The following is a 21,049-nucleotide window of genomic DNA, read 5'->3' as shown; positions in this document are numbered from 1 at the left end:
TTTGCGTTGTGCGTAAGCGTTTTGCGTTGTGCGTAAGCGTTTTGCGTTGTGCGTAAGCGTTTTGTGCTTTGTGTATTGTGTTTTGCGTTGAGCGTTCTGCGTTGAGCGTTTCGCGTTCAGCGTTGAGCGTTTTGCGTTGAGCGTTTATTCTAAGCGTTAAGTGTTATGAAAAATATCGATGCATATACACACGTGCGGGGCGAATCCATTTACCTGGATGATATTCCACTCATCCAGGGCAGTTTGTTTGGTGCATCGTTTGGTTCGCCGGTGGCGCATGGTGTCATTACGAACCTCGACCTCAGAGATGCAATTACCCATCCCGGTGTTGTACGCATTTTCACCCATAAAGACATTCCCGGCGAAAACCAGATCGGTGGCATTGTACCCGATGAACCCTTGCTGGCCGGTCACGAAGTTCATTTCTGTGGCATGCCGGTAGCCTTTGTGGTAGCCGACTCCATGGAAGCTGCCCGGGCAGCAGTCAAAAAGATAAAACTAACCATTGACCCGTTACCTGTGATCACTGATCCACGCGAAGCCCAGGCACAGGGTGAATTGATCATTCCTCCACGCACCTTTCAACTGGGTGACACAGCCAGTAGCTGGTCGCAATGCGCCCATATATTTGAAGGCCGCGCAGATACCAACGGCCAGGAACACCTTTATATCGAAACACAAGGCGCCTACGCTGTTCCCCAGGAACATAACGCTATTAAAGTATATTCGTCTACGCAAGGGCCAACAGCTGTACAGCGCGCCGTTTCCCGTGTGCTGGGTTTGCCCATGCACCTGGTGGAAGTAGAAGTAAACAGGCTCGGTGGCGGTTTCGGCGGCAAGGAAGATCAGGCGAACACCTGGGCAGCCCTGTGTGCACTGGCAGCTCATCATTTAAAAAAGCCGGTTAAATATTCGTTGCACCGGATGGAAGATATGGCGATGACAGGTAAACGTCATCCTTATTCTGCCGACTTCAAAATTGGTTTGAATGAAGCGTTGAAGATCATTGCCTATGAAGTTACTTTCTATCAAAATGCAGGAGCCGCAGCCGATCTGTCACCTGCGGTATTGGAGCGCACGCTGTTTCATTGTACGAACTCCTATTATATCCCGAATGTAAAAGCAACGGCATACAGCTGCAGAACGCATTTACCGCCTAATACGGCTTTCCGTGGTTTTGGCGGTCCGCAGGGCATGTTCATGATCGAATCGGCCATTGCAAAAGCGGCAGAAGAGTTGGGAATAAATGCTGCAATCATCCAGGAGAAGAACCTGCTGCAGACCGGTGATGAATTTCCGTACGGACAAAAAGCCCAAAGCGAAGCACCCGAATGCTGGCACAAAGCAAAAACGTTGTATGATCTGGATGCGATGCTGCAACAAGTGCAGGCATTCAATGCAACCAACACTTTGTACAAAAAAGGATTGGCCTGCATGCCCATTTGCTTTGGTATTTCTTTTACCAAAACATTGATGAACCAGGCGCGGTCGCTGGTGCATGTTTATATGGATGGCAGCGTAGGCATCACTACCGGCGCTGTTGAAATGGGCCAGGGTGTAAATACCAAGATTGCACAGGTCGCTGCCCAGGTATTTTCCATTCAACCAGAGAAGATCAAAATCCATACGACCAATACATTCAAGATCGCCAACACCTCACCTTCTGCAGCCAGCGCCACCGCCGACCTGAACGGCAAAGCCACGATGCTCGCATGTACGGCTATTGCCGACAGATTAAAAAAAATGGCAGCCGAAGAACTGGGTGTGGATGTGCGATTGGTCGCATTGCAGAACGAATACGTATATGTGAACGGACAAAGAACCGATCGGGACTGGAAATCGCTGGTAATGGCTGGACACATAAAGCGAATAGGCTTATCGGAGCATGCCCATTATGCTACGCCGGAAATATATTTTGATGCCACCAAAGAAAAAGGTCATCCGTTTGCCTACCATGTGTATGGAACAGCTTTTGTTAGTATAACGGTCGATTGCATCCGCGGCATATATACTGTTGACGCCGTCAAAGTAGTTCATGATTTTGGCGCCAGTATGAATATCGCTGTTGATATGGGACAGCTGGAAGGCGGAATTGTGCAGGGTATTGGCTGGATGACCATGGAAGAGGTGGTGTATGACACCAATGGCAAATTGCGATCCAACGCATTGTCTACTTATAAGGTGCCTGACATTTATGCGGTACCGAAAGAGATTGCCGTTGAGTTTTTACAAACGCCGCACGAAAACCTGGCCATCTTCCGGTCGAAAGCAGTAGGCGAACCACCGCTGATGTATGGGATCGGTGCTTATTTTGCCTTGCGTAATGCGATCCGCGCCTATAATGAAAACGGTCATTTCCCTTTTGCAGCGCCCATGACGCCCGAAAGAGTACTGATGGCTTTATACCCAACACAAAAGAAAGGAATTACCGAATCTCATGAAGAAACAATTAATCATTTGGCAGTTGATAAATAAAAGCCTGCAACAAGAGATACCGGTTATGTTGTTGTATGTGGTGCAGAGTGACGGAAGCAGTCCTGGCCGGCAGGGCTTTTTCATGGCCGTAAACTCGGCCGGTGAAACAGCAGGTTCCATTGGTGGTGGTATTATGGAACATAAATTCGTGGAAATGGCAAAAGACCGGTTGAATGCGGGAATAACCCTGCGCTTTTCCGATTTACACAATGCGTACACAGATGAATCCAAAACGACCATTAAAAAACAATTTCATAATAAATCAGCAGCTACCGATCAAAGCGGCATGATCTGTTCAGGCGAACAAACCATTTTGTTATACCGGGTTGCCCCCGGTGATGCCAACGCAATAAATCAGTTAATAGACAGTTTGCAACATCAGCAGAACGGCACCTTGCAATTATCACCAGCCGGTTTACAATTTACAAGAGCAGTACCTGATACGGACCATTATTTTTCAATGACCTCCGAGGTGGAATGGCTGTATCAGGAAAAGACCGGTTATAAGAATCATCTGTACATTATCGGCGCCGGCCATTGCGCGCTGGCGCTTTGCCGGATGATGCACGATATGGAATTTTATATTCATTTATACGATGACCGGTCGAACCTGAAAACCTTTCAGGAAAATGATTATGTACATGAGAAAAAGATCGTTGCTGACTTTAATGAATTAACTGAATTGATTGCAGGAGGTAACAATCAGTATGTAGTAGTGATGACGGTAGGATATCGAACTGATGATATTGTACTTAGAGCATTATGGCAAAAGCAGTTTAAATATATCGGCTTGCTTGGCAGTAAGAGCAAAGTAGAAAAGATGTTCAATGATTACCGGTCGCAAGGCATTCCTGAGAATTTGTTGCAACCTATCCATGCGCCTGTTGGAATTGCCATTCATAGTCAAACGCCGGAAGAAATTGCCCTTAGTATAGCGGCGGAGATTGTCTCTGTAAAAAATCGCAGATAATGACGCTGGTTAACTATCAGATAGCTTAGGCAAGCTTTTCATTTTGTAAAGATTTTCATGATTCCCGCACCACCGTCCCGGTAATATATCCATACGGCTCATCCGTAGCAATAAAGATCTCATTCTTATTGTCCATACCGAACTGTTCCAGATTGAAGAGAATATGGTGTTTATTCGGCATTTTTAGGCTGACCTCATTAACTGCAGCAAACTTATTCAATACGGCTTCCCCCATTGCAAACAATGTATGTTGTACCGAAAGGCTTTGGTGATCAGCAAAAGTTTGCAACAGCGTAGTGCGAATGCCATTGAACAGCTCCGCAAAAAGCACATTGGAGGAATTGTAGGTCCAGCTAGCTTCACATTGAGTGGCCAATATCCGGTCACTGGTTTCCTTCAGAGTGGTATATTCATCTTTGATATAATTTTCAAAAGCAGAGTCGGTAGTTTTTAATATCAGCAGGTCACTAATGCCGGCCGTTACGGTAATACCTTCTTGGCTCTGCACAATGACAGCCGTATGTTTTTCTGCGCCACCGCTGCAATAAGCATGCGGATGGTCGGTTCCATTGAAACGCATCCGCTTCCAGTTGTGCTCGGTCATCTCAATGCGGGCCTGTGAAAGCTGGGGATTGTTGTTCATAAAGTAATTGGCCAGGTATAAGCCAAAAGACTCTATTGAAGAAACGAAATGTTCCTTGGCCAATGCATACACGGTATTCTTTTGGGTATCGGTGGGCAGGATCCTGGAATTGTCGCCTAACGTATGGGCCGTAATAAAATCACCTTCCAGTACTACATTCACTGAGATCTGCCTGAACTCATGGTATTCCGGGTGACGAATGATCTTGGATAGGTTGACAGCATTTTTTCCATAGGTGTTCTTACCCAGTTTAATTGGCATAGCAGCGTATTTTGGTGGAATGTGTTCTCAATTTAAACAATTAATTGTCTATTTTTAAGTAGAGACGTTAAATATTCGAGCATGTTCGACCTGGCGATCATCGGCAACCATATTTGTACGCCCGAAGGCATACGGGCGGGTGTGGTACTCATCAAAGATGGTATCATCGCCGATGTGGTAACCAGTCTGTCGGGCAAAGTCAGTAAAACGGAGATCGATATTGGCGAAAAGCTGCTGATACCCGGCATTATCGATCCGCATGTACACCTTAACGAACCCGGCCGTACCCACTGGGAAGGTTTCGACACCGGCACCCGCTCTGCTGCCGCAGGCGGCATCACCACGCTGGTTGACATGCCGCTAAATTGCTCACCCGTTACGACTACCGTCTCTGCCTTTGATAAGAAGCTTACTTCGGCACAGGGACAATTACATGTGGATTGCGGCTTTTGGGGTGGCATTATTCCAGGTAACAGGGCTGATATTGAGAACCTGATCCAAAAAGGCGTGCTTGGTTTTAAAGCATTTCTAACGCATAGCGGCATTGATGAATTTCCTAATGTTACTGAAAGCGATCTGCGCGCCGTTGTGCCAGTTATTGCCAGGCATAATTTACCGCTGCTGGTACATTGTGAACTAAGTAGCAACATACAGGGACAATCGACGAATAACGATCGTTCTTATCAACAGTACCTTTCCTCGCGGCCAAAGGCATGGGAAAATGATGCCATTGCACTCATGATAAAACTTTGTGAGCAGTACCGTTGCCACGTACATATCGTACACCTGTCATCGGCTGAATCAATAGAACCAATAAAACAGGCACGGGAAAAAGGATTGCCCATAACCGTTGAAACGGCACCGCATTATCTACATTTCAACGCAGAAGACATTCCCGATGGACAACCCGTATTCAAATGCGCCCCGCCGATTCGTGAAAAAGCAAATAATCAACAATTATGGCAGGCGTTACAGGAAGGCGTTATTGATTTTGTGGCTACCGATCATTCCCCCGCGCCGCCAGGGATAAAGGAAATGGGATCAGGCAATTTAATGAAAGCCTGGGGTGGTATAGCATCCCTGCAACTGGCATTACCCGTATTATGGACTGGCGCCCGCAAACGGAATATACCGCTTACGAACATAGTAAGATGGCTTTGTGAAAAGCCGGCTATATTGCCAGGTTTGCAGGAAACAAAAGGCAAAATAGCCAAAGGCTTTGATGCCGACCTGGTAGTGTGGGACCCGAACAGGTCATTCACGGTTACAGCAGAACAACTGTTTCATAAACACAAAATGACACCATACCTGAACGAGGAATTATTCGGCGTGGTAGAACAAACCTGGCTGAACGGTGAATTAATATTTGAGCAGGGCCAATTTCCTGCATTGAACAAAGGAAAACTAATTATTAATTGACACCCGATTACCAACAGCAGGCAAGCAATATCCTGCAACGGATCAACGAACTGGCTTCTATTAGTGAAGAACCGGGTGTTATTACGCGTACCTTCGGAACAGATGCTTTTGTAAAGGGAAGTAAGCTGATGGCCCGATGGATGCAACAGGCCGGTTTACATACCCGCATTGATAATATCGGCAATGTCAGGGGCAGACTCGAATGCGCTGATCCAAACGCCAGGACCTGGGTGATCGCCTCTCATATAGATACCGTCATCAATGCCGGGAAATTTGATGGCCCGTTGGGCGTGCTCGTGGCACTTAACCTGCTTGAGCAGCTCATTCAGCAACAGGTATCCCTTCCCTTTCCTATAGAACTGATCGCATTCTGTGATGAAGAAGGCTGTCGCTTTCATACAACCTATCTGGGCAGTAAAGTAGTGGCAGGGCAATTCGATAACCACCTGCTCGCCCAAAAAGATGCTGCCGGCAAAACGTTGCAGGAAGCGATCGTGGGTATGGGCGGCAACATTATGCAGCTGCAACAGGATGTTATACCTGCAAATAACTGGCTGGGGTACTTTGAGATCCATATCGAACAGGGACCTGTTCTGTATGAAAAAAATATTCCGGTTGGAATTGTTACCGCCATTGCCGGCCAAAAAAGAATTACCATTACGTTCATTGGAGAATCGGGGCATGCAGGTACGGTACCAATGCCTATGCGGAACGATGCCTTATGTGCCGCAGCTGAATTTATTTTGGAAGTGGAACGGTTTGCCAATACGCATCTGCAGCAGATACTGGCTACCGTTGGAACTGTACAAATTAGCCATGCAGCCAGTAATGTGATCCCCGGTGAAGTAACAGTTACTCTTGACCTGCGTAGCGCCGATGCGGCTATACTATCAGACTGTTACAAACAATTACAACAACTCGGCCTATCCATTTGCCGGCGACGTAATATAAAAATGAACTGGCAACCGGTGCTGGAAACCGATCCTGTAACCTGCGATGGTACATTCAATCAGTTACTGGCTGATGCCATTCAGCAATCAGGTTATGAAGTAGTGAAGTTGGTGAGCGGCGCAGGACATGATGCCGTGGCAGTGGCCCAGGTATCACCGGTAGCCATGTTATTTGTACGTTGTTTTAAAGGCATCAGCCATCATCCGATGGAAAATGTTGAACTAAAAGACCTGGCCGCTGCCATTGAGGTATCGGCTGCCTTTATACATTCGCTCATTAAAAAATATAACCCCGGTTAATATGGAAATATCAGCGCTAACAAGATCGGTCGTAAAAAGTAATCATGCAGTGATCAGTCCGGATGGCTATGTGAACAGTAATGTGCCGGGCTGGACGAACTGTACTATCAATGTGATCATCAATGAACAAATGGGCGCCCGGCTTTGCCAGACATTGGTAACTATGCAAAAAGACGGAAGCCTGGCAGGAAGTACGCTGGAATCGCAGATCTTTTTTTACGTCATAGAAGGTCAGTGCAGGGCAACGGTGAGCGGTGAATCGAAAGCATTAGCCAGTGGCCATTTTGTATATGTACCTGTTCAGAAAGAATATGTGTTTGATGAAGTATCACCAGGCACAAAGATCCTCACCTTCCATAAAATATATGAGCCATTGCAGGAAGCCACGTTGCCACCAGCGCTTTTCGGTGATGCTTCCAAAGTACCGGCTCCCAGCTACCTTAATGATCCCGCCCTGCGATTACAGGTATTATTACCGGATAACCTGTCGTTTGATATGGCGGTGAATATCTTCACTTATGATCCGGGCGGACATTTACCTTTTGTAGAGACCCATATCATGGAACATGGTTTGCTGTACTTACAGGGGCAGGGGGTGTATATGCTGGATAATCAATGGTATCCTGTCAAAAAAGGAGACGCGATCTGGATGGCGCCCTACTGCCAGCAATGGTTCACCGCTATGGGCAAGGAACCGGCTGTATATATTTATTACAAGAATGTGAATCGATTTCCCACTGTAGTATAAACGAAAATCTATGACAATGACAATTGCCGAATTCGATCACCTCGATGTAGAAGAAAAAAAAGCACTGCTGTATAACTGTTGTGGAAGTACCACCTGGGTGAACAAAATGCTGCCAGCGTTGCCAGCTGAAGACCTGGTTGACCTGTTGGAAATAGCCGAAGAACAATGGTATGCCTGCCACGAATCAGATTGGCGGGAAGCATTTGCCCAGCATCCAAAGATCGGAGACATCAATTCCCTGAAGGAAAAACAGGCTACTGCAACAGCCTGGGCAGAAAGCGAGCAGGCATCTGTTAAGCAGGCTTCTGAAGAAACAATTCAACAACTGGCAGCAGGTAATGAAGCATATGAAAAACGGTTTGGCTACATTTTTATCGTTTGCGCTACAGGTAAATCAGCCGATGAAATGTTGCAGATACTTAACCAGCGCTTATACAACAGCCCGGAAGTTGAAATACAAATTGCCATGGAAGAACAACTTAAAATCACCAAACTTAGATTGGAAAAATTGTTTGGCATTAACGAACTTTAACAGCTACTACCATGAGCCAGTTAACCACGCATATTCTGGATACTACCCAGGGCAAACCTGCTGCCGGTGTGCAGATCGTTTTATACCAATGGCAAACTACCGACTGGAAAGAGATCGTGCGCGGATTTACGAACAACGATGGCAGGATCAATGACTGGTTGCCGAAGGACGAGCTGTTACCGGGCGGGCAATACAAATTGAAATTTGAAACAGGCGATTATTATAAACAGCTGCTGATCCCCTCCTTCTATCCCTATGTGGAAGTTGCCTTTTCAATTACTGATAGTTCGCATTACCATGTGCCGCTGTTATTAAATCCGTTTGGTTACTCGACCTACCGGGGTTCTTGATATCCTGACCAGTCCGGCACCTATCATTGTATTCATTGTATAAAGAATAAATATGAAATTTTCCATACCGGAAAAAGACAAATCAGACCTGTTGGCGCAATTGCAAATAGCTAATCTTAAATTCCAGCAAACCTATCCCGGTGATAAGCCGGACCGCCAACCTGTGCATACAGTATATGGAGGCGCCAACCTGTTCAAGGCCGATACATGTGTGAAAATGGGTGACATTGCCCTAAAGAACCTGCAGACCTATGCACCCAATTTTGTAGTGCTGGCGAATGTGTTGCAATTAACCGGCTATGATTATTTGCCACGGCGACAAAACGACATTGAAGCGCTAACTAAAAAGCTACACGACATGCCGGAAGCGTTGCGAAAGCAGGAACCAGCATGGCTTGCTTACACCATATACAACAAGATCGTTCAAAAACTGCAAAAGGAAGCAGTTGAGGATTTCCGGATAGATTTCGAAGACGGCTTTGGTAACCGGCCCGATGAGGAAGAGGATGCTACCGCTGTGCACGCGGCCCTTGAGCTGGCCACCGGCATGAAGAATAAGACCATTTCTCCTTTTATAGGCATCCGCATAAAACCATTTACTGAAGACCTGAAACAACGCGGTGTACGTACCCTGGACCTCTTTCTTTCTACCCTGCTTGATAATACCAATGGCATTTTGCCAGAGAACTTCGTGGTTATGTTACCCAAGGTAACCATTCCTGAGCAGGTAGTGACCCTCGTGCGCCTGTTTGAACTCTTTGAAAAAGCGCATCAATTAGCGCCGGGTTCGTTGAAGATGGAAACAATGGTTGAAGCCACGCAGATCATTATGGATGAAGAAGGGCGCAACCCCTTGCTACGCATTATAAAGGCCAGCGAAGGAAGATGTATAGCTGCGCATTTTGGCACTTACGATTATACGGCATCCTGTGGCATTACAGCGAAATACCAGACCATGGCGCACCCCGTGTGTGATTTTGCCCATCATATGACGAAAGTAGCGCTGGCAGGTACGGGCATCTTTCTGTCAGATGGAGCGACCAATGTGATGCCCATTGGTCCGCATCGGGCAGACCAACTTAGTTATGAACAAATGACTGAGAACAGGGAGTCGGTACACCAGGCCTGGCGTACCGGATTTCAGCATACCATGCATTCCCTCATCAATGGTTTCTACCAGGGGTGGGATCTTAACCCAGCCCAACTGCCGATGCGTTATGCGGCCACCTACAATTTCTTTTTAAACAGTTACGATGATGCCGTGTTCCGGTTAAAAACCTTTGTAGAAAGGGCTGCTGTCTCTACGCTTACCAAAGACATATTCGACGATGCAGCCACTGGTCAGGGCTTACTTAATTTCTTTTTAAAGGCCATGAATTGTGGAGCGATCACTGAAGAAGAAGCTACCGCTACAGGCCTTAGCATTGATGAAATCCGCAGCCGGTCGTTTTACCGCATTCTGGAAGGCAGAAGAAAGGGCAGCCGCTAAAGCAGACAAACATTATCCACCCGGATAATTACAAAATAGGCACCAATTCTTCGGAAAAGCGGAAGCGGTTCTTGATCAGATGCACCCCTCTGTTCTTCTGGTTGCGGACGGTATGCACAGAAAGCCGCATGCGGCGGGCAATTTCATGGCAATCGAGGCCTTTGGTATAACTTAGCAACATCACTTCTTTGCATTTCTCTGGCAGATCATTTACAATAGTATATACCTGCCGCAATACCTCGGCATGGATCGCCTCGTTCATCCCACCAGGTTCTACCTCATTCGATTGCTGGCGGATGTTTTCCCGAACACGAGCCTGGTATTGCGCCTGATGGTTATGATTAAGACAGGCATTGCGGGTGCTGATGTATAAAAACGCCTTTGCCGCATAAACCGTTTTGAAATCGGACCGTTTTTGCCAGAGTTTCACAAATACATCGGTTACGATATCCTGAGCGATGGCAGCATCATTCACCATCCGGCGGGCAAAAAAACAAAGTGAAGGATTGAATAAATGAAATACTTCTTCGAATTCGGGGATCTTTTGCTGTTTAAGTCGTTTACTTTTCTCATTCGTTAAATTTTCTGTATTCCTCATGATCATGTAGTTTTTGAAATGTCGCAACACATTGATGGTATCTTTCTAATTCATGGCATCTTCGGTACAACGGATATATGGAGGTTGATACAGGTTTTCCTAAAAACCGGCTGCAGCCCAATGGCAGAACAGCCGGGCGTTCTTCCATGTGATAAATCGGCAGTTTCTATAGACCATAAAACTATTTACCCTATAATTTCTGCTGCACAGATCTGCTCTCAATTCCCATCATGATACAAATTCCCCTTTTAGCACCGGGAACCGCCTCTTACTAATGGTTTTCAAATACACATCCTATAAATAAAAACACCAATTCTGCCACTTTTTACTAAATAACCTTAAAATAATTTCAGATATAATAGTTGCATTGATAACTACTTGAGTATCGCGCGATTACTGCTAATGGAATCAGTTATGATTTACCAATGTTCTGCTTTCAGCGGCAAGCACTGCACCTGCCTGGTTATAGGATAAAATCAAAATTGTTGCAGCTGTTATAGGAAAGGTGGTGATCCTTTGATTGGTCTTCGGCGGATATGCCCTTAGGTAATTAATGATTGTTGACAATTAGCTTAAGCCAGCCTGTGAAAATTTTGAGAGTAGACATTATAAGTTTTTTCAAGCCATATTTAACAACCCGTCAGCAGCTATCTGTTGACGAAATATTTTTACAAAATATATTTTCTTTCTCCTAACTTTACCCGCATTAAAAGAGAATTAAGATTTTTCTCCCTTCAGTACTAACCATACTTCTATCCTGATGAACAGTATCTATCCTTAAGAACATACTTCTATCCTGTTGAATTGACAACTAACCTAGCGTCCTTAGTTCTATCCTTACATCCTTTTTTTTCCTTACGTCCTTGCTTACCTGCGATTACCACGTTATTCATTAGGTAGGTTTTCAGTTATTATTATCGTTTATTGTTCCGTCCCTAAAAACTTTAACCAATTGCGTTACTACCACTTGACTTTTCCGGTGTAAACCATCGGACAGGAAAACTTATGCCCCTAAACGAACGGGTTTAATCATCATTCATTCACCCAATGTTTTTACTGCTTTTTACAGAATAAAAGCAGCCAACATTATGAAACAAGCGAAATTAGCCTTGTTCCTGTCAGCATTTGTCATTACGTTGACAGCCCTTGCCACCGTAAAACCAGATTTCAAATCACCTAAACCAGCAGCCGTACAAGTGAACTATTATTGGTTTGATGTCACGAACACCTGGCTTGGCCGGCAAAACACGGTTGCCGCTGAAATGTCTCTTACGGGTCTTGATGAAAGCACTGCCAATCCAAAAACCTTACACGAAAAAGGCTGGGCGCCTGGTAACTGTTCTATAGATGGGCTCGGCGTACCTACGCCTATAACATCTCATCCTGACAAACAACTTTATTCTCACCCTTAGCAGCTAAGTTTAAAAAAAGGCGTATCACGTATTATTTCGTTTAATACATCGCTATCCGGCTAAAAGTTAGGAAACCGCGAGCGCGTATTCACTAAAACGTGATACGTCTTTTTTAATATCCTGAATTTTGCTCCAGGTTAGGCGCATTTTCCAGCTCAGTAAACGGAATAGGATATAATTGATCATGGGCTTGCCAGCGACCGCCTTTTGCGACGCCTAATATAGCATCAGCTTGCTGCGTGCGCTTCAGATCGAACCAGCGATGTCCCCATTCGGCAAACAATTCAACCCGCCTTTGCTTTTGCAGCTGCTGCAAACATTGGTCATTGCTGATATTCTTAGCAATCGCTGGTAGACCTGCGCGCGTACGTATAACATTTATATCATCCACCGCCTCTTCCGTTCTCAGTTGCCGGGCCCGGGCTTCTGCCCGGATCAAATACTGTTCCGCCAGTCGTAATACCACATTGTATTCTTCGGCAACGGGTGATCTGAAAACTTTGTATTTGTGTGGATGATCATATTTGATACCATTAATCATTACCGTTCTTACCCAGTTATGCCTCCGTAGATCATTGGCTTCAAATGCGGCTAAAAGACCGGTATCAATCGTATAATTTGGCCTTACAGCGGCGGAAGAAGGCACAAAAATAAATCCCTCCCCTGAATTTGAATTTGCAGTTACAGGCGCCCATTGAAAAATGGTTTCAGGACTCTTGGTTTTAAAGACAGCATTCAGGTCGTTGGCTAGTGTAAATTGCCCAGCAGTTATGACCGCATTTGCCATCTCCTCGGCCCTGCTCCAATATTGCATGTGCAGGTATACTCTCGCCAGCAAGGCCATAGCCGCATATTGGGTTGGCCTGGTATTAATGTTTGTACCTGCCAATGCATCCGTGGCCGCCAGCAGATCGCTTTCCATCTGTATATACACCTTGTCGGACGCAGCTCGTGCAAGCATGGCATTTACTTCCGCATTGGTGCCTAATACCAGCGGTACATCGCCATATAAATTAACCAGGTAATAATAACATAAAGCACGTACAAATAGGACTTCTCCTGTCAATCGCTTTCTTATTTCGGCAGTTACTCCAGTTGACTTATGTAAACCCTCCATACAAATATTGCAATGATATATATAGGAATACGCAGCTTTCCATAGATTTGAATTTACCAAAAGATTATTGGGATTAATCGCATTTTGAAAAAACTGTTCTTCATTGTTCATAGTACTGGTGCGCAGCAGTTCATCGGCCGACAAACCAGGAAATAAGCTCATACCCCCATTTAACAGAAATTTAGTATTGGTCATTATTTTTATATACAGACCATTGACGGCAACTTGCGCCAATGAATCGTTGGAAAAAACAGTTGAAGTTGTCAGGGAATCATCCGGCTCGTCTACCTGTACCAGCTTTTTGCAACTGGCAATGGTTAGTGAACTTAGAAGAACCCAAAGGCAAATAAATTTAATAGGACAACTATTCGGTTTCATAACCAGTTTTTTAAAAATTCAGTTCAAATCCCGCTGCAATGGTCCGCAGTGGCGGTAAGGTAAATATGTTGCGGGTTTCAGGGTCGGTACCGTCATAGCGGGTGATGGTGAACAGGTTTTGCGCCTGCAGATATAACCGGAAATTTTTTAATGAAATTCTTTTTAGCAATTTGGCTGGGAAACGGTAGGACAATTCAATATTCCTTAACCGGCAATAAGAAGCGTCATGAAAAACGCCGTTTGATTCCTTAAATCTTTCCGTGGCCTTGTTGGCAGCTTCCTGAGCGCCTGTGGTATATTGCTGTAATATTCCATGACCGGAAAGTCCCTGCCAGCGGTTTAAGGCTAGTACCGGTTGATTGATCAGCATTGTACCTGGAGAACTTCCATCGTACATAGAATACAGGTGATTGTAAGCCCTTTGATTCCTTATTTCGAAAAAAACATCCAGTTGCCAGCCTTTGTATTGCCAGTTGCTTTGGATGGAACCATACCAGGCGGGATCGAAATGGCCAACGATCCGGTAATCGTCCGGGAAGCTGATCTCACCATCTCCATCCAGGTCATTAAAATCAAATAATCCGGTTACAGGATTTACGCCCGCATAGGAATACCCATTAAAGGTGGAAAGTGATTGGCCGATCGTTAATTTGTGCGCATAAGAGGAGGTTGCCAGGTTAGGGAATGCAATCAGTTTATTACGCGGTATCGTCAATAAGAGATTACCATTCCACTGCCAGTGTTTATTGAACCGGTTCTTTGTTTGCAACTGTATTTCCCAGCCGCTGTTTTGTACCAGTGCATTTGAATTCTTGGCCGCATAACTGGTGAAACCGGTAAGTGATGGCAAAGTATATGAGATCAATTGATTGCCGGTGCGGTTCCGGTACCAGGCCACGGAGATCATCAACCGGTCGTTGAATAACCCCAGGTCAAGGGCGGCTTCCAGCTTCCGGCTCACTTCCCAGCTGTAATTACTATCTGCCAGTTGAACAGGATCAATACCCCTGCTACCCAGGTAAGCCCCCGATACATCCTGCCATTTATCGAGGTATTTGTAATCACCAATTTGATCATTGCCGGTAACCCCATAACTTGAGCGCAACTTTCCAAAGCTGATCACCGACTTCTTATTCTTCATAAAGGGTTCGTTAGAAAAGATCCAGCCCAAACCCGCCGACCAGAAATTGCCCACCTGTTTACCCGGCCCAAACCGGCTGCTGCCATCCGTACGGCCTGTAAGGTTGACCAGGTATTTGTCAAACAGGATGCTAGTCAGCCTGGCAAAAACCCCACCATACCGGTATTCTGTATTAAGGTCCTTATTAATTAAACTGCCTGCTTCATGTATATTACGTAACAACGCGTCACTGGCAAAATCGGTAGCTTCAATAGTTTCAACAGAGTGAGTTTGTAACTGCATGGTGGCCCCTAACAAACCGGAGATCTTACCTATACCGATATACCGGTTATATTCCAATTGCGGTTCAGCAATCCAACTGTTATAGATTAGTTTACCAAAATAAGATAAGCCTTTAGCATTGGGGGAAGTGTACGGGTTAAAACTGCTGCCCGGCTGTAAACTGATATCCTCCATTCTTAAGCGGTTATAACCAAGGCTTGTTTTAAATAACAGGTTATCAAGAATCCGGTAGCTGATCTCAAGATTACCTAACAGATTACTGGTCTTAGACTCGTATTCCTTCAGCAATAGCGACATGGGATTAGTGAAAGAAAGATCACCTTCCCTCCAATTTAACTTTCCTGTTGAATCATAAAGCACAGGCGAATGGGGCGCCACGTTTACAAGGTTAGTAATGTCAGTAATTAAAGACCTATTCTTGTCACCTGTGGCGATCACGTTTAAAGTAGCATTTAGATTAGAATCCTTGCTTTGGTAATGAAGATTTGCATGACCTGACAAACGCTCGTTCCTGAGATCTGCAGGAAAAACGGTTGTCTCCCGATGATAACCCGCCCCCACGTAATATTGTAACCTGTTCGATCCACCGGATAACGCCAATTGCGCATTGCTGTAAACGGCCGTACCGCCGATCAACATCTTTTTAAAGTCGGTATAACGGGTGGTATCCCAAACCGTCAAATCTGGCGCCGTGCTTTTGTCTAGGGACAGCCCATCGTTAGCCAATGCTTCCCGGCGCATTTGTATATACTGGGCAGTATTCATCATATCAGGATAGCGGGTGATCTGGCTATAACCGCTTCTGATATTTGCAGTAAATGACTGTGGTCCTGGTTTTCCTTTTTTGGTGGTGATGAGAATTACGCCGTTGGAGCCGCGGCTTCCATAAATAGCCGTAGCATCGGCATCTTTTAATACTTCAATATGATCTATATCACCGATATTAATAAAAGATAAGGGACTTCTTCCAAATTCTCCCAGCGCAGACCCTGATGTAACACCTTGAATAGGATTGTTGTTAGGAGCATACGGAACGCCATTGATTATGAACAGCGGATCATTTGGCGGTAATGCGCCGGGCACAATTCCAATGGAGCTTTGGCCGCGTAACTGTATTTTATAAGGTGCGCCGGGTAAACCGTTGCTTTGGGTGATCAGCAAACCCGGTATACGGCCCTGCAGGGTGGCCAACGGATCAGATACCGGCTGGCGGGCAATGTCTAACTGGTTAACTTTATAAATAGAACCCGTGTTATACCGTTTAGATGTTTTTCCATACCCGGTAATAACCGTTTCATCGAGATCAATTACATGTTTCTTTAATCGAACAATTAAGAAGGTTTCCTCTTTTATTAACCTTTGCGCAGGTTCAAACCCTACACTGCTGAAGCTTACTACCGCATTAGGCTTTACAGCAATCTTAAATTGTCCCTCAAAATTTGTAGTGGTACCGTTGTGAGAACCGGTTTCCTGTATAGACACCTGGTCTAACGGCTCTCCCGCTTCATTGAGGATCTGGCCGTCAACGGTCAACAGTGCAGGCTTTGGCTTCCGGATAGCAGAAGAATCAGGACGTACTGTAATCACACCATCGCCTATCATCACCATCTCTAATTCCAGGCCTTTGAGCGCCTGTTCCATTACTTCTTGAACAGTACCATTTTTTACGTGTACTGATACCCGGCGAACATGTTGCAGGTATTCGGTCCTGTAAGCAAACTTATATTCTCCGTAATCCTCAATTAACTTAATAACTTTCTTAAGCGGAACATTTTCCACCGAAATGGTCATCTTTTGCGTTTGTGCAATCCCCGGAAAATACGCCACCAAACAAAGCATTAACAAAATTCTATTCATTTCCAACACTTTGTGATTAGCTTTTCGCTAATATTACACTAATTAAAATACCATTGAACCAGCCCCTACCGGTTCTTTTCACCATGCCCTAAAACAGGCTTCCCCATACCTCATGCAATCACACTTTCCTGGCTATTCTGAAACACTGATCAACCGCCCATCCAATTCGAAATGAACACCACCCGACATTTCAAGCGCTCTCAATACCTGGTGGAGCGGTGTTTGCCGTGTTATGGTCAATGTATAATGACCACCAACAGGCTCCTTGAAAAAAAACTCATAATCATATTGCCGGGCAATCTGTTGCATGATCAGTTTAATATCCAGGTCATTAAAAATAAAAAGATCTTTATGCCAGGCCATTACTTCCTGGATGTCTGCATACTGTACAAGTTCCAGCTGTCCATCACCGTTAACCTGCGCCTGTTGCCCTGGCGTTAAAAAAACCGATTGAACAGCCTGTTGGGCCGTATTCGTTTGTTCGGGATCCATGGCAACGCCAGTTTCAAACACGGGATAAAATTGAGTGCTCACTTTTACTTTTCCCTCCAGCAACGTTGTTCTTATAATAGGATCGTCTCCATATGCATTTACATTGAAATGTGTTCCCATTACTTCCACTGCGGCACCGGTTCCATTGCTATTAGGAGACTTTGCATATACTATAAACGGCTTTTTTTCGCTTTCCGAGCCCAACATAGCCGGCCGGGGATTCACTTCGAAATACGCTTCACCGGTGAGCTGTACGATCCGCTCCTTATGTATAAAGGCAGTTGGAAACGTAATACTCGATGAAGCATTCAGCCACACCTTGCTGCCATCAGGTAACTCCAGCGTAAACTTTTTGGTCTTTGGTGTCGTGATCGTATTATACCCCAGTTCCTGCTGCGCATTACCGGTTGACCATTCATACCGCACCAGGTCACCACGTTTATTGATCACTGACCGGTATTGCAATGCAATATGACCGTTAACATTGCTGTCGAGATATACAAGGCTTTCATCTGCCAGCTTCAGTACGACCCGGTGTTCAATGGGTGCCTGATCCTTGCTCGCATTTTTAATTGAATCAACAGATACAATTTTTATTTCTCCCTTTTTATGCCGTACGGTATACATGCTGATGCCAACGAATAAAAGACCGGTTACTATAGCCGTATATATAAGAACATTTTTTAAACGCTTTTTTCGCTGGTCAGGAAACAGCTGTCTTACCATTCCGCCTTCATCAATAGCAGTACTATAGAGATGAAGCAAATGTCCGGTAACTGCATCCTGTTTGTTCAGTCGCTCGAAAAGCAAACGGTTCTCCTCACAAAGATTACACCATGCTTCCAGCTCCTGCTGTTCCTGCTCATTTAATACATTTCTACGATGCCTGAGAATGAGCCCGGCAATATGTTTATGGGTAGCCACGGCGAAGGGTTTAATTCACAAATATGATTAACCGTTAGATATAACCTATTGCCACGCGATTAATTACAAATCTTCTCCTGTTTACATCCATGGGTAAAATCGGGAAACAACCTTCATGTTTGAGCTGCCTGATCAGTAATAGAGCCACCTTTCAGAAATATCCTTGAAGTTTAAACCAGTGGTATTATAAGCCACAACATTCAGTAAACATATGTACGGTACTGTAATGACTTAAAATACGTTCAGGATAAGGCCGATTGCATTTGATCTGATGGGAAAAATAATATTGGGCAATCTCTGATTCGCTATTGGTTGGGGACCTGCACGGGGAACGGGGCAGGTTTATACGAAAGTAGGAAAATTCCTGAATGGTAAAAAAAATATGATGTCTCCGATAAAGGTTACGTGTTTTACGGTAGAGGTTTTCGGGTATATAACCCTCCGCACCGCTTACATAAGACAGTTGCGTCTGCCGGCGCCAATACCGGCATCGGGTCAGGAAGCAATTCCGGCTATCTATTCATGTTTCTACACACTAATTTCATTTTGAAACATGCGTTAGTTGTTATGCAGTAAGCCGTAAGCCGCTCACTTTCCCCCTTTTCCTTAAATTGCGCAAAATTCGTACATGGCTACAGAAATCAAATGCCCCGGATGCGGACACAAGTTTGCCATTGAAGACGCTGTTTCTGAAGATATTAAGAAAGAACTGAGGGAGAAGATGCAGACTTTCTTAAAACAGAAAGAAGAGGACTTTGCCAAACGTGAAAAAGAACTGATCCAACTGGCCCAACATAAAGAAGCTGAGTTTGCAAAAAAGTTGCAGGAAGAAACTACCCGGCTTCAACAATCGATCGAAGTGAATATGCGCAAATCCATCGCAGCCGACTTCGAAAACAAATTGCATTTATTACAGCAAACGAACAAAGAGCAGGAAAACAAACTGGCGCAGGCCAGACAAAAAGAACTGGAATTCCTGCAAAAAGAACAAGCATTAAAAAATAAAGAGGCCGAACTGGAACTTTCTGTTCAACGGAAACTGCAGGAAGAACGGGCGAAATTATCAGAGGAGCTTCGCAAACTCGAAGAACAAAAAACAGCGGCCAGGGAAACTGAATACCAGTTACGCCTGCGTGAGCTGGAAAAACAATTAGACGATCAGAAAAAACTGGCGGAAGAAATGCGCCGCAAGGCTGAACAGGGTTCTATGCAACTACAGGGCGAAGTACAGGAGCTCATTTTGGAAGAAATGTTGAAATCGGCTTTTCCTTTTGACCTGGTTTGCGAAGTAGGCAAAGGCGTACGCGGAGCCGACTGTATCCTGACCATCCGCAACAACCTTGGACAGGAATGCGGTAAGATCATTTTTGAAAGCAAACGCACCAAACATTTTGATAAAAACTGGATCGAAAAGCTGAAGGCGGATATGCGCAGTACATCGGCCGATGTGGGGGTTATAGTAACCCAGGCACTCCCCGAGCAGATACCCGGTTTTGGCCAGCTCGATGGCATCTGGATCTGTTCGTTCAACGACGCGCTCGCGCTGGTACATGTACTGCGCGATGGCATCCTGAAGATATTTAGCGCCGCCAAAACGCATGAGAATAAAGGCGATAAAATGCAAATGCTGTACGGCTATCTCACCAGCAACGAATTCAGCGAACAATGGAAGGCCATCCGCGAGGGATTCCAGGCCATGAAACAATCTATTCAGAAAGAACGCGATGCCATGGAAAAGCTCTGGAAAATGCGTGAAAAGCAATTAGAGAAAGTATTGCTGAACGCGTCCCACATCAAAGGGTCCATCGAAGGTATCGCCGGCAGCGACAATATTCAACTTGACCTCATCGACGATACCGATCCGTTGTTGCTGAGCGAGTAAGTTGTTCGAGGTTTACGGCGGGAATTGCGTTTTTTGCCGATTGCCCATTGCCTGCCTTGTTCGCCGCAGCCCGGCGAAGGCGAATTGCCCAATTGCCCATTGAACTCAGCCCTCGGTAAGTACCCAGGCCAGCGCCAGCTGGTCAAATATTCTTGCCTCCACGGTGAGGGCAACTGGTTCCCGTTTCTTGAACACAAAGGGAAGCACAATGGTTTCATCTGCCTTGAAGGTGATGGCGCCGTTCAGCTGCATATGCTGTCTGAAATCGAGCTCGCCATGGCCATACCATTTATAAATGGCCTCCTTGGCGCTCCAAAGTACGGTGGTGAGCTCCAGGTGCATTTTGGTCAGGTGGATCCAGTCATTCAGGAACACCTTTTCATCGTGATGCAGGAACTTATGGGAGATGGCGATGATGCGGGGAGAAACAAGTTCAATATCCACGCCTACCCGGCTTTTGCTGCTCACAATGGCCGCGGCGAAATTACCGCCATGGGAGATGGAAAAATGGTACTGCTCACTTTCCAGAAAGGGCTTGCGGGTGTCGGCCACCAGGATCTCTTCCAACGGAAAATCCTCATACAAAGTGGGCAGCAGAAACCGGCCCGCCAGGTGCTGTAACCGTTTATAAGGGTGGGATACACCTTTTTTCAGCGGTACTTTTTCGAGGTAAAACGCTTCCGGCTCTTCTATACGCCAGATGCCCAATTTTGTATTTTCGTTAATATTATGTTGATAAAACAATGCCACAGTAGCGTTTTAGATTTTACATTGCACCAATTTTCAAGGGCAGCAAATGTCTGTTAAACAACAATCAAATATAAACTAA

At 45.3% G+C, this 21,049-nt stretch carries 16 protein-coding genes; 10 read left to right on the top strand and 6 right to left on the bottom strand.

Annotated elements, in window-relative coordinates; translation table 11 throughout:
* Window positions 1-165: 165 nt before the first annotated feature.
* Both JUB15_RS00795 and JUB15_RS00790 read left to right on the top strand, forming a co-directional pair.
* Window positions 166-2,475 carry a xanthine dehydrogenase molybdopterin binding subunit gene (locus JUB15_RS00795; RefSeq protein WP_207510337.1) on the top strand — a complete coding sequence of 770 codons (2,310 nt, stop codon included), beginning with the start codon at window positions 166-168 and terminating at the stop codon, window positions 2,473-2,475.
* Window positions 2,438-3,445, top strand: a complete 1,008-nt coding sequence (locus JUB15_RS00790) for an XdhC family protein (RefSeq protein ID WP_207510336.1) — start codon at window positions 2,438-2,440, stop codon at window positions 3,443-3,445. Before JUB15_RS00795 ends, JUB15_RS00790 begins: the two co-directional genes overlap by 38 nt.
* A 55-nt stretch (window positions 3,446-3,500) precedes the next feature.
* Here JUB15_RS00790 and pucL read toward each other — a convergent pair whose 3' ends face one another.
* The gene (gene pucL, locus JUB15_RS00785; protein WP_207510335.1) at window positions 3,501-4,349 is read right to left on the bottom strand and encodes a factor-independent urate hydroxylase; all 849 of its coding nucleotides are present in this window, start codon (window positions 4,347-4,349) and stop codon (window positions 3,501-3,503) included.
* Window positions 4,350-4,430: 81 nt separating this feature from the next.
* Between pucL and allB the strand changes: the two genes are divergently transcribed.
* The 6 genes from allB to JUB15_RS00755 are packed head-to-tail and all read left to right on the top strand — an operon-like array spanning window position 4,431 to window position 10,137.
* A complete protein-coding gene (gene allB, locus JUB15_RS00780) occupies window positions 4,431-5,768 on the top strand; it encodes an allantoinase AllB (protein ID WP_207510334.1) in 1,338 nt (445 codons plus the stop codon).
* Entirely contained in the window at window positions 5,765-7,018 is a 1,254-nt protein-coding gene (locus tag JUB15_RS00775; RefSeq protein ID WP_207510333.1) for an allantoate amidohydrolase, read from the top strand. The genes allB and JUB15_RS00775 overlap by 4 nt, the downstream gene beginning before the upstream one ends.
* A gap of 1 nt (window position 7,019) precedes the next feature.
* Entirely contained in the window at window positions 7,020-7,766 is a 747-nt protein-coding gene (allE, locus tag JUB15_RS00770) for a (S)-ureidoglycine aminohydrolase (RefSeq protein WP_207510332.1), read from the top strand.
* Between the two features lie 10 nt (window positions 7,767-7,776).
* Entirely contained in the window at window positions 7,777-8,298 is a 522-nt protein-coding gene (gene uraD / locus JUB15_RS00765; protein WP_242696151.1) for a 2-oxo-4-hydroxy-4-carboxy-5-ureidoimidazoline decarboxylase, read from the top strand.
* Between the two features lie 11 nt (window positions 8,299-8,309).
* Window positions 8,310-8,648, top strand: a complete 339-nt coding sequence (gene uraH / locus JUB15_RS00760) for a hydroxyisourate hydrolase (protein ID WP_207510331.1) — start codon at window positions 8,310-8,312, stop codon at window positions 8,646-8,648.
* A 52-nt stretch (window positions 8,649-8,700) separates the two neighbouring features.
* Window positions 8,701-10,137 carry a DUF6986 family protein gene (locus JUB15_RS00755; RefSeq protein ID WP_207510330.1) on the top strand — a complete coding sequence of 479 codons (1,437 nt, stop codon included), beginning with the start codon at window positions 8,701-8,703 and terminating at the stop codon, window positions 10,135-10,137.
* Between the two features lie 28 nt (window positions 10,138-10,165).
* On the opposite strand, the gene JUB15_RS00750 is transcribed toward JUB15_RS00755, so the two are convergent.
* Window positions 10,166-10,735 (bottom strand): RNA polymerase sigma factor, encoded by a 570-nt coding sequence (locus JUB15_RS00750; RefSeq protein ID WP_207510329.1) that lies wholly within the window; start codon window positions 10,733-10,735, stop codon window positions 10,166-10,168.
* Between the two features lie 1,088 nt (window positions 10,736-11,823).
* Between JUB15_RS00750 and JUB15_RS00745 the strand changes: the two genes are divergently transcribed.
* Complete coding sequence (locus tag JUB15_RS00745; protein ID WP_207510328.1) at window positions 11,824-12,147, top strand: hypothetical protein; 324 nt, start codon at window positions 11,824-11,826, stop codon at window positions 12,145-12,147.
* Between the two features lie 112 nt (window positions 12,148-12,259).
* On the opposite strand, the gene JUB15_RS00740 is transcribed toward JUB15_RS00745, so the two are convergent.
* The 3 genes from JUB15_RS00740 to JUB15_RS00730 all read right to left on the bottom strand — a co-directional run bounded on the left by JUB15_RS00740 (window position 12,260) and on the right by JUB15_RS00730 (window position 18,338).
* On the bottom strand, window positions 12,260-13,642 hold the full coding sequence (locus JUB15_RS00740; protein ID WP_207510327.1) for a RagB/SusD family nutrient uptake outer membrane protein: 1,383 nt from the start codon (window positions 13,640-13,642) through the stop codon (window positions 12,260-12,262).
* 10 nt (window positions 13,643-13,652) lie between these two features.
* Window positions 13,653-16,922: a SusC/RagA family TonB-linked outer membrane protein gene (locus JUB15_RS00735; RefSeq protein ID WP_207510326.1), complete on the bottom strand. Its 3,270-nt coding sequence runs from the start codon at window positions 16,920-16,922 to the stop codon at window positions 13,653-13,655.
* Between the two features lie 132 nt (window positions 16,923-17,054).
* Window positions 17,055-18,338, bottom strand: coding sequence for a FecR family protein (locus JUB15_RS00730; RefSeq protein ID WP_207510325.1), 1,284 nt, complete (start codon window positions 18,336-18,338; stop codon window positions 17,055-17,057).
* Window positions 18,339-18,966: 628 nt separating this feature from the next.
* On the opposite strand from JUB15_RS00730, the gene JUB15_RS00725 reads away from it, so the two are divergent.
* Window positions 18,967-20,220, top strand: a complete 1,254-nt coding sequence (locus JUB15_RS00725; protein ID WP_207510324.1) for a DUF2130 domain-containing protein — start codon at window positions 18,967-18,969, stop codon at window positions 20,218-20,220.
* 105 nt (window positions 20,221-20,325) lie between these two features.
* Here the strand turns inward: JUB15_RS00725 and JUB15_RS00720 are convergent, their stop codons facing one another.
* Window positions 20,326-20,970 (bottom strand): 4'-phosphopantetheinyl transferase family protein, encoded by a 645-nt coding sequence (locus JUB15_RS00720; RefSeq protein WP_207510323.1) that lies wholly within the window; start codon window positions 20,968-20,970, stop codon window positions 20,326-20,328.
* Window positions 20,971-21,049: the final 79 nt, after the last annotated feature.

The organism is Longitalea luteola (assembly GCF_017356035.1).
Lineage (GTDB): Bacteria > Bacteroidota > Bacteroidia > Chitinophagales > Chitinophagaceae > Niastella > Niastella luteola.
This window is presented reverse-complemented; position numbering and strand designations above follow the sequence as displayed.

What these genes read in the sequence shown, in the direction of transcription:
- pucL (WP_207510335.1), bottom strand. Translation starts at nt 4,349, where the DNA reads ATGCCAATTAAACTGGGTAAGAACACCTATGGAAAAAATGCTGTCAAC.
- JUB15_RS00725 (WP_207510324.1), top strand. Translation starts at nt 18,967, where the DNA reads ATGGCTACAGAAATCAAATGCCCCGGATGCGGACACAAGTTTGCCATT.
- allB (WP_207510334.1), top strand. Translation starts at nt 4,431, where the DNA reads ATGTTCGACCTGGCGATCATCGGCAACCATATTTGTACGCCCGAAGGC.
- JUB15_RS00790 (WP_207510336.1), top strand. Translation starts at nt 2,438, where the DNA reads ATGAAGAAACAATTAATCATTTGGCAGTTGATAAATAAAAGCCTGCAA.
- allE (WP_207510332.1), top strand. Translation starts at nt 7,020, where the DNA reads ATGGAAATATCAGCGCTAACAAGATCGGTCGTAAAAAGTAATCATGCA.
- uraH (WP_207510331.1), top strand. Translation starts at nt 8,310, where the DNA reads ATGAGCCAGTTAACCACGCATATTCTGGATACTACCCAGGGCAAACCT.
- JUB15_RS00795 (WP_207510337.1), top strand. Translation starts at nt 166, where the DNA reads ATGAAAAATATCGATGCATATACACACGTGCGGGGCGAATCCATTTAC.
- JUB15_RS00750 (WP_207510329.1), bottom strand. Translation starts at nt 10,735, where the DNA reads ATGAGGAATACAGAAAATTTAACGAATGAGAAAAGTAAACGACTTAAA.
- JUB15_RS00735 (WP_207510326.1), bottom strand. Translation starts at nt 16,922, where the DNA reads ATGAATAGAATTTTGTTAATGCTTTGTTTGGTGGCGTATTTTCCGGGG.
- JUB15_RS00745 (WP_207510328.1), top strand. Translation starts at nt 11,824, where the DNA reads ATGAAACAAGCGAAATTAGCCTTGTTCCTGTCAGCATTTGTCATTACG.
- uraD (WP_242696151.1), top strand. Translation starts at nt 7,777, where the DNA reads ATGACAATGACAATTGCCGAATTCGATCACCTCGATGTAGAAGAAAAA.
- JUB15_RS00740 (WP_207510327.1), bottom strand. Translation starts at nt 13,642, where the DNA reads ATGAAACCGAATAGTTGTCCTATTAAATTTATTTGCCTTTGGGTTCTT.
- JUB15_RS00755 (WP_207510330.1), top strand. Translation starts at nt 8,701, where the DNA reads ATGAAATTTTCCATACCGGAAAAAGACAAATCAGACCTGTTGGCGCAA.